General features: G+C 63.2%; 17 protein-coding genes. 7 read left to right on the forward strand and 10 right to left on the reverse strand.

Annotated elements, in window-relative coordinates; all coding sequences use genetic code 11:
- Nucleotides 1–164: 164 nt before the first annotated feature.
- Nucleotides 165–1,175 (reverse strand): ligase-associated DNA damage response exonuclease, encoded by a 1,011-nt coding sequence (locus AC1DJO_RS07500; protein WP_477969621.1) that lies wholly within the window; start codon nt 1,173–1,175, stop codon nt 165–167.
- 67 nt (nt 1,176–1,242) lie between these two features.
- Complete coding sequence (locus tag AC1DJO_RS07505) at nt 1,243–3,528, reverse strand: putative bifunctional diguanylate cyclase/phosphodiesterase (RefSeq protein WP_477969623.1); 2,286 nt, start codon at nt 3,526–3,528, stop codon at nt 1,243–1,245.
- Nucleotides 3,529–3,768: 240 nt separating this feature from the next.
- Between AC1DJO_RS07505 and AC1DJO_RS07510 the strand changes: the two genes are divergently transcribed.
- Together AC1DJO_RS07510 and AC1DJO_RS07515 are read left to right on the forward strand one after the other, a co-directional pair.
- Complete coding sequence (locus AC1DJO_RS07510) at nt 3,769–5,094, forward strand: TIGR03808 family TAT-translocated repetitive protein (protein WP_477969625.1); 1,326 nt, start codon at nt 3,769–3,771, stop codon at nt 5,092–5,094.
- Between the two features lie 97 nt (nt 5,095–5,191).
- Nucleotides 5,192–5,851, forward strand: a complete 660-nt coding sequence (locus AC1DJO_RS07515; protein WP_310291694.1) for a glutathione S-transferase family protein — start codon at nt 5,192–5,194, stop codon at nt 5,849–5,851.
- Here the strand turns inward: AC1DJO_RS07515 and AC1DJO_RS07520 are convergent, their stop codons facing one another.
- Nucleotides 5,852–6,748, reverse strand: a complete 897-nt coding sequence (locus tag AC1DJO_RS07520; RefSeq protein WP_477969627.1) for a LysR substrate-binding domain-containing protein — start codon at nt 6,746–6,748, stop codon at nt 5,852–5,854.
- Between the two features lie 92 nt (nt 6,749–6,840).
- Between AC1DJO_RS07520 and AC1DJO_RS07525 the strand changes: the two genes are divergently transcribed.
- Nucleotides 6,841–7,086, forward strand: coding sequence for a hypothetical protein (locus AC1DJO_RS07525; protein ID WP_477969629.1), 246 nt, complete (start codon nt 6,841–6,843; stop codon nt 7,084–7,086).
- 110 nt (nt 7,087–7,196) lie between these two features.
- Complete coding sequence (locus AC1DJO_RS07530; RefSeq protein WP_112537222.1) at nt 7,197–7,559, forward strand: MmcQ/YjbR family DNA-binding protein; 363 nt, start codon at nt 7,197–7,199, stop codon at nt 7,557–7,559.
- Here AC1DJO_RS07530 and AC1DJO_RS07535 read toward each other — a convergent pair.
- Nucleotides 7,550–8,170: a glutathione S-transferase family protein gene (locus AC1DJO_RS07535; RefSeq protein ID WP_477969631.1), complete on the reverse strand. Its 621-nt coding sequence runs from the start codon at nt 8,168–8,170 to the stop codon at nt 7,550–7,552. The two genes, AC1DJO_RS07530 and AC1DJO_RS07535, sit on opposite strands and share 10 nt — an antisense overlap.
- 137 nt (nt 8,171–8,307) lie before the next feature.
- On the reverse strand, nt 8,308–8,673 hold the full coding sequence (locus AC1DJO_RS07540; RefSeq protein ID WP_310291705.1) for a DUF4406 domain-containing protein: 366 nt from the start codon (nt 8,671–8,673) through the stop codon (nt 8,308–8,310).
- A gap of 116 nt (nt 8,674–8,789) precedes the next feature.
- Between AC1DJO_RS07540 and AC1DJO_RS07545 the strand changes: the two genes are divergently transcribed.
- The gene (locus AC1DJO_RS07545; RefSeq protein ID WP_477969633.1) at nt 8,790–9,545 is read left to right on the forward strand and encodes a DeoR/GlpR family DNA-binding transcription regulator; all 756 of its coding nucleotides are present in this window, start codon (nt 8,790–8,792) and stop codon (nt 9,543–9,545) included.
- Here the strand turns inward: AC1DJO_RS07545 and AC1DJO_RS07550 are convergent.
- Nucleotides 9,520–10,269 (reverse strand): hypothetical protein, encoded by a 750-nt coding sequence (locus AC1DJO_RS07550; protein ID WP_477969635.1) that lies wholly within the window; start codon nt 10,267–10,269, stop codon nt 9,520–9,522. The two genes, AC1DJO_RS07545 and AC1DJO_RS07550, sit on opposite strands and share 26 nt — an antisense overlap.
- Nucleotides 10,270–10,430: 161 nt before the next feature.
- Entirely contained in the window at nt 10,431–11,435 is a 1,005-nt protein-coding gene (locus AC1DJO_RS07555; protein WP_477969637.1) for an asparaginase, read from the reverse strand.
- Nucleotides 11,436–11,586: 151 nt separating this feature from the next.
- Between AC1DJO_RS07555 and AC1DJO_RS07560 the strand changes: the two genes are divergently transcribed.
- Nucleotides 11,587–12,324, forward strand: a complete 738-nt coding sequence (locus AC1DJO_RS07560) for a DUF3750 domain-containing protein (RefSeq protein WP_477969639.1) — start codon at nt 11,587–11,589, stop codon at nt 12,322–12,324.
- A 12-nt stretch (nt 12,325–12,336) separates the two neighbouring features.
- Here AC1DJO_RS07560 and AC1DJO_RS07565 read toward each other — a convergent pair whose 3' ends face one another.
- The 3 genes from AC1DJO_RS07565 to AC1DJO_RS07575 are packed head-to-tail and all read right to left on the reverse strand — an operon-like array spanning nt 12,337 to nt 13,992.
- Nucleotides 12,337–12,876 carry an ester cyclase gene (locus tag AC1DJO_RS07565; protein ID WP_477969641.1) on the reverse strand — a complete coding sequence of 180 codons (540 nt, stop codon included), beginning with the start codon at nt 12,874–12,876 and terminating at the stop codon, nt 12,337–12,339.
- Between the two features lie 23 nt (nt 12,877–12,899).
- The gene (locus AC1DJO_RS07570) at nt 12,900–13,274 is read right to left on the reverse strand and encodes a VOC family protein (protein ID WP_477969643.1); all 375 of its coding nucleotides are present in this window, start codon (nt 13,272–13,274) and stop codon (nt 12,900–12,902) included.
- Nucleotides 13,275–13,278: 4 nt separating this feature from the next.
- The gene (locus tag AC1DJO_RS07575; RefSeq protein WP_477969645.1) at nt 13,279–13,992 is read right to left on the reverse strand and encodes an SDR family oxidoreductase; all 714 of its coding nucleotides are present in this window, start codon (nt 13,990–13,992) and stop codon (nt 13,279–13,281) included.
- A gap of 121 nt (nt 13,993–14,113) precedes the next feature.
- On the opposite strand from AC1DJO_RS07575, the gene AC1DJO_RS07580 reads away from it, so the two are divergent.
- Entirely contained in the window at nt 14,114–15,010 is an 897-nt protein-coding gene (locus AC1DJO_RS07580) for a LysR family transcriptional regulator (protein ID WP_477969647.1), read from the forward strand.
- Nucleotides 15,011–15,053: the final 43 nt, after the last annotated feature.

Here is a 15,053-nt window from a genome sequence, read left to right on the forward strand (position 1 = left end):
TCCCCACAAGGGGGAGGGACTAACCTGCGGCTCCTTGCGGCGGATAAAGACAGGTGTTCCACATTCGGAGGCGTCACGATGCGCGCAGAGGGCGCGGCGTCGTAGCCCCTCCCCCTTGTGGGGAGGGGTTGGGGAGGGGTTTTCGTGACCAGCACTTTCCCCCATCAATCCCCCTCATCCTCATAGCCCACCAGATGCAGCGGCCGGGCCTTGACGCCCTGCAGCTCGCACCAGCGCACCAGCGCCTCCTCGCGCCCATGCGTCACCCAGACTTCCGCAGGGTGCAGCTCTGTGATCGTTTCGGTCAGTTCCGGCCAGTCGCAATGGTCGGAGATGACGAGCGGCAGTTCGACGCCGTTCTGCTTGGCGCGCTGGCGCACCATCATCCAGCCCGACGCGAAGGCGGGGAGCGGTTCGTGGAAGCGGCGCGCCCAGCGGTCGGCGAAGGCCGAGGACGGGCCGACGACGATGGCGCCCTTGAAGGCGGACTTGTCGCGGCCCTCGACGGTGGCGGGCTGGAGATCACCGAGGTCGATCCCCTGCCCCTGGTAATAGTCGCAGAGCCGCTCCATGGCGCCGTGGATATAGATCGGCTGGTCGTAACCGGCATCGCGCAGCAGGCGGATGACGCGCTGCGCCTTGCCGAGCGCATAGGCGCCGATCAGATGGGTGCGCTCCGGAAACTGGCGGAGCGAGGCGAAGACCTTGCGGATCTCGTCCATCGGGTCCGGGTGGTGGAAGACCGGCAGGCCGAAGGTCGCCTCGGTGATGAAGACGTCGCAGGCGACGGGCTCGTAGGCGGCGCAGGTCGGGTCCGGACGGCGCTTGTAATCACCGGAAGCGACGATGCGGGTGCCGTTCTTCTCGACGGCGATCTGCGCCGAGCCGAGCACATGTCCCGCCGGATGGAAGCTGACCTTGACGCCGTTGACATCGATCTCCTCGCCGAAGGCGGCGGCCTGCTCGCTGCCGGCGAAATCATCGCCGTAGCGCAGCCGCATGATATCGAGCGTCTGGCGGGTGGCCAGCACATGGCGATGGCCGGGCCGGGCATGGTCGGAATGTCCGTGGGTGACAAGCGCCCGATCGACCGGCCGGACAGGATCGATATAGAATCCGCCCTCCGGGCAGAAAAGGCCTTCGGGGGCCGGATACAGCAAGGCGTCGGGTCGCATCATCCACTTGAAGATAGCGGGAATGATGCGAAGAGCCAGAGGCAGGCAGAAATTGGCCGGATGCCGCCTATTTCAAGAGCTTCACCACCTCATCGACAGGCAGCGGCTTGGCAAACCTGTAGCCCTGGGCCTCCTCGCACTTCGCCCAACGCAGGAATTCTAGCTGGGCGTCGCTTTCGACACCTTCGGCGACAACCGTGAGCTTCAGGGTCTTGGCGAGCGAGATGACGGCGGAGGCGATGGCGACGGCGGTCTTGTCGGCCGGGAGCGCTTCCACCAGCGAGCGGTCCATCTTCAGGCGGTCGAAGGGGAAGGTCTTCAGGGCCGCGAGGCTGGAATAGCCGGAGCCGAAATCGTCGATCGACAGGCGTACGCCCAGCCGGTGCAGGCGCGCCATGATGCCGAGCGCCTTGTCGACATCCTGCATGACGGTGCTCTCCGTCAGTTCAAGCTCCAGCCAGCGCGGATCGAGGCGGTGGCGCTCCAGCGCTTCATGGACATGGCAGGCAAAGTCGGGATCAGCGAACTGCTTGGCCGAAACGTTGACGGCGACGGTGACAGGGTTCAGCCCCTGATCCTGCCAGTCGCGGGCCTGGCGGCAGGCCTCGTTCAGGACCCAGAGACCAAGCTGGATGATCAGCCCGGTTTCTTCGGCGAGCGGGATGAAATTGCCGGGCGGGATCAGGCCGCGCTGCGGATGCTGCCAGCGCACCAGCGCCTCCAGCCCGGCGGTTCGGCCGGAGGCGACCTCGACCTGCAGCTGATAATGCAGACGCAGCTGATCGCCGACGATCGCCTGGCGCAGCTCCTCTTCTTCGCTGAGCGGAATATCGACGGCATTTTCACCGTCGCCGCTATGATATTGCAGCGTGTTGCGGCCGAGTTCCTTGGCGCGGTACATCGCCTGATCGGCATTGGCGAGCAGCTCTTCGGGCGTACTGCCGCCTGAGGGAAAGGCTGCCACACCGATGCTGCTGGTGACCAGCAACTCCTCGCCATCCAGCGATACCGGCCGGGTGATGGCCTTCTGCAGCTCCCGAAGGCGGCGCAGGATACCAGCGTCGTGGCTGGACTGGTGGACGAGCACGACAAGGAATTCGTCGCCGCCGAGGCGGACAACCATGTCGGAGGCGCGGACGCAATTGGCCATGCGCGCGGCCAGCTCCTTCAGCACCTCGTCGCCTGCGGCATGGCCGCGGCTGTCGTTGATGTCCTTGAAATTATCGAGGTCGATATAGGCGACAGTGACCTTGCGGTTGTTGCGCCCGGCCTGAAACAGCGTCTTGGCCATGCGCTCCTTCAGGAAGGCACGGTTCGGCAGGCCGGTCAGATCGTCGTGATGGGCCATGAAATAGATGCGTTCGTCGCCGCGCTTGCGCTCGATGGCGATGCCGGCGATGTGGGTGGCGAGCGCCACCATCTCCATCTCGTGAGCGGTCGGCTCACGGACAGTATTCGAATAGAGCGCGAAGGTGCCGAGCACATTGTTCTGCGAGGTCAGAACCGGTGCCGACCAGCATGAACGAAGACCGAATTCGGCGGYCACGCCACGGAAATCCTCCCAGAGCGGATCAATAGTCACATCGGACACGATGACCGGCTTGCCGCGCCAGGCGGCCGTGCCGCAGGAGCCGACCTTGGGGCCGATCGGGGTGCCGTCGATCAGCCTGCTATAGGCGCCGGGCATGCTGGGTGCAGCACCATGCAGGAGACGCGTACCGTCACGATCGAGAAGCAGGATCGAGCCGGCAATCCCGTCAAGCTCCGCCTCGACCAGCAGCACCAGCGCTTCGAGGATCATTTCAAGTGGCTCGTTGCGGGCGATCATTTCCAGGAGCGCCGACTGGCCGCGGCGGAGGTCTTCCTGGCGCTTGCGCTCAGTAATATCGCGCGAGACGCCGATCAGACCGACGACCTCGCCGCGGTCGTTGCGCAGCGGGATCTTCGAGGTCAGGCGGCACATGGGCTTGCCGCCGGCCACGGGAATGATTTCCTCCATGTCCAGCGCCGGGACGCCCGTCGACATGATCTCCTGCTCGACATCGAAGTATTTGCGGGCAAGATCGAAATCGAAGAGATCGAAGTCGCGCTTGCCGGCGATGTCGGCGGCATTGTCGAAATTGTGGCTGCGTGCAACGACGGCATTGGCAAAGACGAAACGGCTGTCGCGATCCTTGACGTAGAGAAAATCGGGGAGTTCGTGGACGATCGCCTTGAGACGCAGGTTCTCGATGCCATCGGAGTGATGGCGGGCGTTGGCGGCCATCATGGTTTCCGTCGCAGCGACCAGCCGCCTTGTCTCTTCTGCCAGCTCGCCGTCAGACTGCCATTGCGTGGCACTCATTTCATTCATGACGACACTCCGGCCGGCCTGGCGCCGGTGCGCTTGAAAAGTGACAATTGAAACTATGGGCAAGCTAACCGGGATTTCCTTCGGCTTGCTTAAATGGAAAGGTGAACGGGCGCCAAATAATTACCCGCAAGAGTTTGGCATCCGGCGCCCCGGTTACTACAGCGCAAGGTTTTTGTGCCAAAAGCAGGCATGCGCCAATGCGCCGATATCTGTTTCAGGGCAACGCGCGAAAGGTCTCACATGTACAACCGCCGGGCTATACTTGGGCTCTTCGTATCTAGCCTTGCCCTGATTTCCGCAAGCCGCGCCTCGGCGGTCAGCAAGGCACCAGCGCTGCGCGGCGCGCTCGACGCTTCAAGCCTGCCGAAGGGCAGCCTGCAGGCGATGATCGATGAAGCGGCGAGAAGCGGCACACCGCTCTACCTGCCGCCCGGCACCTACAAGGCGGCAAACCTGATGCTGCCTGACGGGACGCGGATAGCCGGCGTATCCGGCGCCTCGCGCATCCTGCACCGGGGATCGGTGAATTCAGCCGCGGGTGCCGCGCGCATCGAACTTTCAGGCATCGTCATCGAGAGCGACGGCGGCACCAGCGGCGAGCTGAACGGCGGGATGGTGCAGCTCACCGGGATCAGCGCGCTCTCGATCGACAATTGCGAATTCCGCGGCGGGGCCAAGCATGGCCTGAGACTGGAAGGCTGCGCCGGGCGGGTCGAGCGCTCGCGCTTTTCAGGTGCCGGGCAGGCAGGCATCTTCGCCGTCAATTCGACGGGGCTGACCATCGACGGCAATACCGTTAGCGATTGCGGCAATGGCGGCATTCTCGTGCACCGATACGACAAGGGCGAGGACAACAGCGTGGTGACGGGCAACCGGATCAGCCGCATCCGCGCCGATGACGGCGGAACCGGCGAGAACGGCAACGGCATCAACGTGTTCCGGGCCGGCGGGGTGATGATCGCCAACAATCATATTTCCGACTGCGCCTTCACCGCGGTCCGCGCCAATTCCGGCGACAACGTGCAGATCAGCAACAACCAGTGCCTGCGCTCCGGCGAAACGGCCATCTATGTCGAATTCGCGTTTCAGGGCGCCGTCGTGTCCGGCAATCTCGTCGATGGCGCGGCGAACGGCATCTCGATCGCCAATTTCAACGAAGGCGGCCGGCTGGTCAGCGTCACCGGCAACGTGGTGCGCAATCTGACGCTCGACGGTCCCTACAAGCCCGACGTCGCTTTCGGCACCGGCATTGCCGCCGAGGCGGATACGGTCATCTCGGGCAACGTCATCGAGGGCGCGCCCTACTGGGCCCTGCAGCTCGGCTGGGGACCATACTTGCGCAATCTGGTGGTCACCGGAAACGTCATCCGGCAATCGGCCGTTGGCTGCGCGGTGTCGGTAGCGGATGGTGCGGGAACGGCGGTGATCGCCGACAACATCTTCGAAGCCATGAAAGACGGGGCTGTGTTCGGTTATGCCTGGGAAAAGAAGGTTTCGGGCGATCTGACGAAATCAGGCGGCAGCGCCTATCCGCATCTGACGGTCGAGCGCAATCGCGTCCTCTGACATCGATCACAAACTTTCATCGATTCATCAGGGGCACCCCCTTCCCGGCGCGCCGGGGCAACCGTAGTTTCGCGGCAGCAAATCAGGGGACATCGACATGCTGAAGATCTACGGCGTTTACCGCTCCCGCGCATCGCGCGTCTATTGGATGGCCGAGGAGCTCGGCATTCCATTCGAATACATCCCGGTGCTGCAGTCCTACATGCTTGCCGACCCGGCAGCGGCGGGCGCACCGCTGAACACGCGCTCGCCAGAATTTCTCGCCATCAATCCGATGGCACTGATCCCGAGCATCAAGGACGGCGATCTTGTCATGCACGAGTCGCTGGCGATCACGGAATATCTCGCCAAGAAGCATGGCGGCCCGCTGGCGCCGAAGACGCTGGAGGAAGATGCGCTGATCAACATGTGGACCATCTGGGCCGCATCCGAGGTCGAGGTGCAAACCTTCCAGCTCGTCAAGACCTATGACAATGCGCTGGAGAAAACCGAAGGCGGCAAGTCGGTGATCGCGGTCGCATCACGCCAGCTGAAGCGGCCGCTCGACGTGCTCGAACTGCATCTTACCGGGCGGGAATGGATTGCGGCTGATCGCTTCACGGCCGCTGACCTCAACGTCGCCGAAGTGCTGCGCTATGCGCAAAGCGAGCAGGCGCTCTTCGATGCGCGCCCCAATATCGACGCCTGGATCAAGCGCTGCCAGTCGCGGCCGGCCTACCTGAAGATGCAGGCCGGGCGCACCAACGAGCCTGTCTGATCAGGCAAACAGCGCCAGTGTTTCCCGCATTTCAGAGCGGATCCAATCCTTGAAGGCGCGAACCTTTTTCGGTTCGCGCGTTCCTTCCGCAGTGATGAAATAGTGGCCGAAGCCGGTCCTGGCGCGGATGCCGAACGGGGCGACCAGCTGCCCGGCCTGCAGCGAATAGCCCGCCAGCGTCTGCCAGGCGAGCATGACGCCCTGCCCGGCCATGGCGGCGTCGAGGCAGAGCGAGGCGTCGTTGAAGACGTGGCGCGTCGTCAGCGTCGAGCCCGAGAGACCCGCTTCACGCATCCAGACTTCCCAGGTGAACATCGCCTTGCCGTCGATGATGGCCGGAACCTCCAGGATATCGCGCGGCTCGCGAAGGCCTTCGGCGATCCGTGGCGCGCAGACAGGAAACACCTCCTGCTCCAGCAGCAATTCGGCCCTGACGCCTGGCCACTGGCCATTGCCGACGCGGATACCGAGATCGACATCAGAGGCGGCCGGATTGACGAGCTTGGTCGTGGCGTCGATCCGCAGGTTGATATCGGGGAACTGTTCGGCGAAGCGATCGATGCGGTAGACCAGCCATCGCGCCGCAAAGACCGGCGCCACCGAAATGGTCAGCGTCGTTTCGTCCGTCTTCTGCGCCATCGACACGGCTTCGGAGAGGCGCGACAGCCCTTCGCTCAGGGCCGCCAGCACTGGTGCACCGGCCTCTGTCACCACCATGCCCTTCGGCGTGCGCTCGAAGATCAACTGATCCAGCTGCGCCTCAGCCTTGATCACCTGCTGGCTGACGGCACCAACGGAGACACCGAGCTCATCGGCCGCCGACTGCAGCGAGCCGAGACGGCCAACTGCCTCCAGCGCGCGCAGGCCATTCAGATGAACGGAATTCAGGTTTAGCATATAGTTTTTCTATAGCGAACTGCGGGTAAACTCAATTGAAATGAGGACAGATGAGGCCGATACTCGGGGCATAACTTCTACCGGACCTCAACATGAGCAGCGCCTCCCAAGCATGCTATCATGAGAATCCGGCAATAGAGAAAGTGAGGCAAGCCATGTCATTGCTGGAGTTTTTCTGGAGCGACAGAGACTCCAAGCACGAACGGGATATCAACGAGCCGGCCGCCGATCGCGCGATTGCCGCGATGTCTCAGCGCGAACTCGCCGATCTCCCGTCAACCTTCCCGGCGCCGCAGCCGACACGCTACGAGCTGCCACGGCTTTCAAGGTGTGCGTGAGTTTTGGCTGCAGTTGTGGCATTAGGAAGGGAGGAGCGTGTGCGCCCATCTAGTGCTTCAGGCAATCTGACAGGCTCCGGGCACGGTGACCCCGCGGATAGGGAGCAGCCATGACGGCCGACACAATGGACAGCCTCTTTAACCGCCTGATCCGGCTTGCGGCCGAAGCGGGATTGCCGGGCGTGGAAGAAAGCACGTCCTTTGGCAACCCTGCCCTGAAGGTCGCGGGCAAGGCCTTCGTTTCGGTGAAGAACAACGAGACGCTGGTGCTGTCGATAGCCATTCCCGACAAGGAGCACCTGATCGAGATGGCGCCGGAGATCTATTTCCAGACGGACCATTACAAGGGATGGCCGTCGCTGCCGGTACGCGCCGCCAATATCGGCGACGGCGAATTGCGGCAGCGGCTGATCAATGCCTGGCTGTTCCGGGCGCCAAAGAGGCTCGCGGCCACCTTCAGCCGTCAGGCCTGATCGGCAGCCAGCGCCGCCCTGACCGCCGGACGCTCCAGCATCCGCGCATGATGAGCGGAGACCTTGGGGAACCGCGCCATGTCCACACCGTCGCCGGGCAGCCACCTGGCCATGGTGAAGAGATAGGGATCGGCCACGCTATATTGTCCGCCCATCACCCAGGGGCCTTCGAGCATCTTGTCTTCGATCATCTGGAAGCTCTCGGCCATGGTCTGTGGCACCTTGGCGGCCATGGCCGCAATGGCGGCGGGATCATCGGCCCAGCGGCTGCCGCGGCGGCTATGCGCATGGTTCACGTGCACGGTCGAGGCGATATAGCTGTTGAAAGCCTGCATGCGGGCGAATTCGAAGGGATCGTCAACAGGCGCCAACTTTGCCTGCGGCGCGATCTGGGCGATATACGCAAGGATGGCAACGCCTTCGGTCAGCACGCCGCGATCGGTGACCAGTGCCGGAACCCTGCCCTTCGGATTGATCTTCAGATACTCCGGCGAACGCTGCTCGTTATCCTTGAGGCTGAGCTTCTTCGGCTCGTAGGCAAGGCCGGCTTCTTCCAGCGCAATCAACGTTGCCAGCGCGCAGCTGTCCTGGCCGAAATAGAATGTCAGCATGGTGATCTCCCTTTATCGGGAGAGGTATAGCCTGCCGCCACTGGGAAGCCTATGGGCAAATTGGACGCATTTGAGATGCTCATCCCGCCCCTCATCCCCGTGCTTTGCAACAGGCACGGGGATGAGAGACAACAGGCTCACGCCGCCGCGGCACACCCCGGCACGTCCTCAAGCCGGTACCAGACGGGAATGCCCCGCTCCCGGGCAATCCGTACGTCGTTATCGGCGCCCTTGGATGCACCGGGAAGGCGCAGCACGCCCTCGCAAAGCTCAAGCAGGCGATGGGCGACGGGATAGAAGATTTCCTCGTGCAGCGCATCGCCGATCGTCTTGCCGCCCGCAGCATGCCAGACCGGCAGCGCCACCCATTCGCCGATCATCGGGACATGGCCCGCCTTGAACAGGGCATAGGACGGCGCTTCCAATGCCTTCAGGTTCGCCGCCATTTTCACCGGGTCGTCACCCGTTCCCGACCGGTAGGGACCGGCAATCAAAATCAACATGACCAAACTCCAAAACTCCCGGCGTCATGCACGGGATTTCACGATGCGCGAAATTGCTTGCATGTCGAGTCATAGCGGGCATTATCGCGGAGTTTCGTAAATTTTCGTGCAGGACAATGCTGACCACACAACGCAAATCCCTGATCCTCGATATCCTGCGCCGGGACGGCCAGGTGATTGCCAAGCGCGTTGCCGAGGAGTTCTCGCTGTCCGAGGACACGATCCGCCGTGACCTCAGGGAGATGGCGGGCGAAGGATTACTGAGGCGGGTGCATGGCGGAGCGCTGCCGGTTTCGCCCGATCTGCCTGATCTTTCAGCCCGGCGCGCGGTTGCTTCGGAGACGAAGCAGCGGCTCGGCGCTTTTGCGGCTGCGATGGTGAAGGCCGGGCAGATGATCTTTCTCGATGGCGGCACGACGACGGCGGAGATCGCCAGGCGGCTGCCGCGCGACATCGCCTTCACGGTCGCGACCCACAGCCCGACGATCGCCGCCGAGCTGGAGCATCATCCGACGGCCGATGTGATCCTGACCGGCGGGCGGCTCTACAAGCATTCGATGGTGGCGACAGGGGCTGCGGCTATGAGCGCGATCTCGCAGCTCAGGCCCGATATCTTCTTTCTCGGCGTCACCGCCGCCCATCCGGTTCACGGTCTTTCGACCGGCGATTTCGAGGAGGCGGCGATCAAGCGGCATATCGCCCGCTGTTCGGTGGAGACCTATGTGATGCTGACGGAAGACAAGCTCGACCGCGCCTCGCCCTGTCCTGTGCTCGGCATCGACGACGTCTCCGGAATGATCGTCCCCGAAGGGATCGGCGAGGAGCGGCTGGTGCCTTACCGCGCGCTCAACGGCGCGATCCTCGAAGCGTGAAGGGTTCGATGAGACGTTCGCGCAGGATCGCCGCATCCTGCGGCAGCAGCGTTGCGCCAAGCCCGGCGGCAAACATCACCAGCACCACATAGGCAGGGACCATGCTGCCGGTTCCGAGATCGAGCACCGCTTCCAGCGGCGCCTGCAGCCCGGCGAGCGTCTCAGCGAGCCAGGGCATGCCGATGAAGCGGGCGGGCGCGGCGCCGAAGCCCGATGTTCCCGCGAAAGCAGTCAGTGTGCCATAGGCGGCGCAGAACCAGAGAAGCCCGCGCAGCCACCGCCATTCGCCGAACGGAACGGTGCGCCCCTCCTCGAAAGGGATCGCCAGATAGGCGCAGAGCACATTGATGAACAGGAAGGCGGCAGGCAGGCTTTCTGCCACCATTTCCGGCCGCAGCTGGCCAGTCCAGCCGACAGCAAGGATTCCAGGAAAGGCCGCCGAGGCATAGAACCAGACGAGTGCCGCTGCGGCCCAACCCCATCCGCAGCGCAGATAGCGCAGCCGCCCCACGGTGCAGATCACCATGATCAGGCTCGCCAGGCCCATGCCGGCAGGTTTCATGGCGCCCGACATGCTGACGACGATCGGCCCGCAGGAGCCGGCGACTTCAGCGCAACCGGAGACGGCGACGACGATCCAGGTGACGTAATCGAAGCACATGGAGAAGAACAGGAAGATCGCCACGGCGATCAGCATCCACCAGATATAGCGGCCTGCAAACATATCCTGCCCTCATGGCATCGAGATCGAAACCCCACGTTTCGAAAGCCGCGCCATTGTAGGACAAATCCCGGCGGCCGCACGCGCCGTCGCCGGAATTGGTTTAATCCATATTAGTATTTGCTGATTTTTGTAGGGCTGATGTGCCGCAACGGCACGGATCGTCAGGCGAACGCAGCCGTGGCGCGCACCTCGCCCACCACTGCGCCATTGCGATTGTGGATCGGCCGGGTGGCAATCGCCATCAAGGCCGCGTGCGTTTCGCCGCCCTTCTCGAAAAAGCGGGCGAGCGTGGTGGCGACCATGGCTTCGGCGGCGCGCGTCGTGCCGTCCTCGCATTTCAGCGCAATGGCGATCCCCTGCTCCGGAACGGCGGCGCAGAAGACGCCCTCGGCGCCGGTCTTGGCGAAGATGCGGCCGGGGGCGATCTGCATCAGCGCCGTGCAGGTGCCGCCGGTCCCGGAGACATAGAAGGGCTCGGCCATGCAGGCCTCCATCAACCGCTTCGAAGCCTTGGCGCGGATCGGCTCGAGACCATTGCCCGTCGTCATCTTCGCGAAACCATGAGCAAGCCGCTTCAGCGGCACGGCATAGGTCGGGATGGCGCAGCCGTCGATGCCGCAATTGTCATGGGCGAGCACGGCGCCCGTCAGGCTTTCCATCGTGCCGCGGATTTGTTGCTGCAGCGGATGATCGTAGCCGACATAGCCCTTCAGCTCGATACCCTGATGAACACAGGTGCAGACGAAGCCGGAATGCTTGCCGGAGCAATTGTTGTGCAGCGCATTCGGCCTGTCGAGCGTGCGGGCCTGATGGATCAGCGTATCCTGATTGGACGACCAGTGTGTGCCGCATTCGAGCACGCTTTCATCGCGCCCGGCGCGCGCCAGCATAGAGGCCGCCAGCGCCACATGTGCATCCTCGCCGTAATGCGAGGCGCAGGACAGCGACAGCTCCTTGTTACCGAACCCAAAGGCATCGGCAGCACCGCTTTCGACCAGCGGCAGCGCCTGCATCGCCTTGCAGGCAGAACGCGGGAAAACGGCGGCATCCGCATCACCCAGCGAAAACACCACCTTGCCATCGCCATCGACCGCAACCACCATGCCGCGATGACGGCTTTCGACGAGCGAACCACGGGTGACTTCGACGGTGACGGGATTGGACATGGGGGGATATTCCGGGTGGTTGACAGGGATGCTGAAGGCATAGCGCCGTCCGCCGATAAAGCAACGCCTTTCAGTCCGCCGTCAGGCGCAATTGCGCCATCATGATCGGGAATATCGTCCTATCGGCGTTGGTTCGGGGGCTTTGGCGACTATGCGGTTTTTGAAGCGGCTGTTTCTGGCGATACTCGTCATCTACCTGCTTCCGGCGCTGGCTTCGGCCGGATGGTGGGCGCTGAAGGAGCGGCCAAAGAGCTGGCGGGAGGCGAAGTGGACGTCATCGGGCGTGCTGCCCAAACCGGATGCCGATGGCGAGGCAGCGATCTACATCCTTTCGGCAGCGACCGGCGGGATGAAGGGTGCTGTGGCCAGCCATTCGTGGATCGTCACGAAAGGGACAGGCGACACGGCCTATAACCGCTATGACAAGGTCGGCTGGGGCTCGCCGATCCGCCGCAACAACTATCAGCCGGATGCCTACTGGTACTCAAACACGCCTCATATCGTACGGGCGCTGAAGGGACCGGAAGCGGCAGCGCTGATCCCGGCAGTCGAGGTGGCGATCCAGTCCTACCCATTTGCCGCGACCGGCAATTACCGGATCTATCCGGGCCCGAACTCCAACAGCTTCGTCGCCCACGTGCTTCGAGCCGTGCCGCAACTCGGCACCGTGCTGCCACCCGATGCCGTCGGCCGGGATTTCCTGACCGACGGGCGCTTTTTCGAGATCGACCCTGACGGACGCGACATGCATGCGACGCTCTATGGCCTGATCGGCTTTGCGGCTGGCGTGCGCAGCGGCTTCGAGGTGCATTTCATGGGACTGGTGGCGGGCGTCGATATCGCCAATCCGGGGGTGAAAATTCCGGCGTTCGGGCGGGTTGGGATCTGAGGGCGTCCCACCTCACTTCATCGATACGATGCCCATCTGTTTCAGAAGCGCCAGATTGTCCTCGATATGCCAGTTGTCGGTGACCTTGCCCTTGGTGACCTTCAGGAGATCGGTGGCGATGAACTCGATGGCCTGCCCGGAGCCCTTTGTGGTGCCGAATGAGCCGGTGAAATGGCCGCGGAAAATCATGTGTACGGTGACGTAGTCGCCAGCGATGATCATCTTGCGAACCTCGACCGAAAGGTCGGGAACGGCGGCACGGAAGTTTTTCGACGCGAAGGCTGGCCCTTCAGGACCTTGCGGCCTGCCTTCCGGCAAGGTGTGATCGGTGAAGGCGGGTGCGATCGCCTGCTTGAGATCGGCCTCGTCGCCGGTGTTCCAGAAAGCATAGAAATGCCGGGCGGCAGCTTCCGTGCTCTTTTCGGCATGCCCCGGTTTCGGCGAATGCACGATCTCGTCGATCTTCAGCGGCGCGGATGCGCTGGCCGGGAAAGCCACCGATGTTGCGATGGCAATGGCGGCAAGGCCGACCTTGAGGGTTGCAGTGATCATCGTCTTGTTCCCTTTTCTATCGCTCAGTTGGTCTTGGCGTCTTCGCGGAAGACGAGTTCGAGGAGGATGCCGCCGGGCGTACGGACGAAAAGGCGCCGCTCGCCAAGCTCGGGTAGGTCCATGGTGGAATAGGGTGTCGCGGCATCGTCAAGCTTCTTGCGGAACACCTGATAGCCCTGGAGGCGGAAGCCGACATGATCGATGGTCTCGGCATCCCTCCCGACGGCGGCGCCAGCGCCGGGAATGAGATGAACGACAGGTTCGCCTTCGTTATAAAGCCAGTAGCCCGGGAAACCGAAGTCCGGACGGGCGCCAACCGTCAATCCAAGAAGATCCTCAAGAAAGACCTTCGTGCCTTCCAAATCCGCGGTGCGCAGCGTGACATGATCGATCAGCATGGCATCACCCGATCGCGCCGCCGCCATCGACACGCACGGTCGAACCGGTGGCAAAAGGCGTCGTCATCAGGAACAGCACCGCATTGGCGATATCGGATGGCTGCCCGATCGTCTTTGCAGGCAGATTGCCGGCAATGCGCTCGAACATGGCATTTCGGTTTGCCTCGTCCATCTTCGACCAGAGCGGCGTATCGATGACACCCGGCGAGACGGCATTGACCCGGACGGGCGACAATTCAAGCGCAAGACCGCGGGCCAGCGATTCCAGCGCGGCGTTGATGGCGCCCTGCAGGACCGAGGATGCCGAAGGGCGTTCGCTCAGGAAGCCGGAGATGAAGGTCAGCGATCCGCGTTCGGCGAACTGCGCGGCCCTGGCGATGCGATAGGCGCCCCAGAACTTGCTTTCCATGGCGCGCTTCGCATCGTCGAGCGAGAGCTTGCGCACGGGCCCTGATGGGGTCTGCGCTGCGGAAATGACGATGTGATCCCATGCGCCGCTCGCCTCGAGGAAGGCCTCGACGCTGCCGGCGTCGCCGGTATCGAGAACCGCCGTCGCCACGCCGCCGCCGATCAAACGCGCTGCTTCGGCAAGCTTGTCTGCGGAACGTGAAGCGATGGTGACTGCGGCGCCTGCGGCGGCGGCCTGCTCTGCGACGGCAAGACCGATGCCGGAGCTACCACCTACGACGAGAACGCGCTGTTTTTCCAAGGATGTCATCTGTTGCTCTCCTCTATACGGCAACACCGTGCCGCGGTTTCGATGGAGGGACTGTAGCCCGGTCTCGTTGTTGTCAGAATGGATATTGTTGTCGACAGTCTCTTGCGATATCAGCAATAATATGAGCGACAATTTTCTCGACATGCTGGTCTTTGTGCGGGTCGTGCAGGCGAAGAGCCTCTCCGGCGCGGCCCGCGAGCTTAATTTTTCGCTGACGGTTGTCAGCCGGAAACTCTCGCGGCTCGAGGAACGGCTCGGTGTGCGGCTGGTCAACAGGACGACCCGCTCGCTGGCTTTGACCGAAGAAGGCGCGCGCTTCTACGAGCGTTGCGTCCAGATCCTGGCCGAGATCGACGATGCCGAAACCGAGGCTTCGAGCGGCAGCGACAGGGCTAGTGGGGTCTTGAAGGTCACCTCGACCTTTGCTTTCGGTTGCCGGTGGCTGGCGCCGATCCTTTGGGACTTCCAGCAGGCCCATCCCGACCTGCATGTGCACCTGGACACCAATGACGGCGTCGAGAACATCGTCGATGCCGGATACGATCTCGCCATCCGTTTCGGATCGCTCTCCGACTCCAGCCTGATCGCCCGCCAGATCGCGCCCAACCGGCGCGTCATCTGCGCGGCGCCGGCCTATCTCGATCGCCGGGGACGGCCGAAGACTGTCGACGATCTTCCCGGGCACGACATCGTCGCCTTCGGAGAGCCGCCGAACACCCATTGGGCTTTCGCCGATGGCCGCAGCGCCAATGTCACCAGCAGTCTCACGACCAACAACGGCGAGCTTGCCCACCGCTGGGCACTTTCCGGCGCGGGACTGGTGCTGAAATCGATATGGGATGTCCGCGACGACATCGATAGCGGCAGGCTCGAGGTCGTGCTGCCCGAAGCACGGCTTGCCGCCGCGCCGATCCACGCGGTCTTCCCCCATAGCCGTCTCGCCGCCGCCAAGGTCAGGCTCTGCATCGACTATCTCTCGGTGACGCTGCGCAAGGCATTCCGGGCCGAGACGCATTAGGCGGATCACGCCAGTTCGCGGCCCATCACACGAATTGACGCCG

The sequence above is a fragment of the Rhizobium sp. 05N430 genome, from assembly GCF_056396985.1.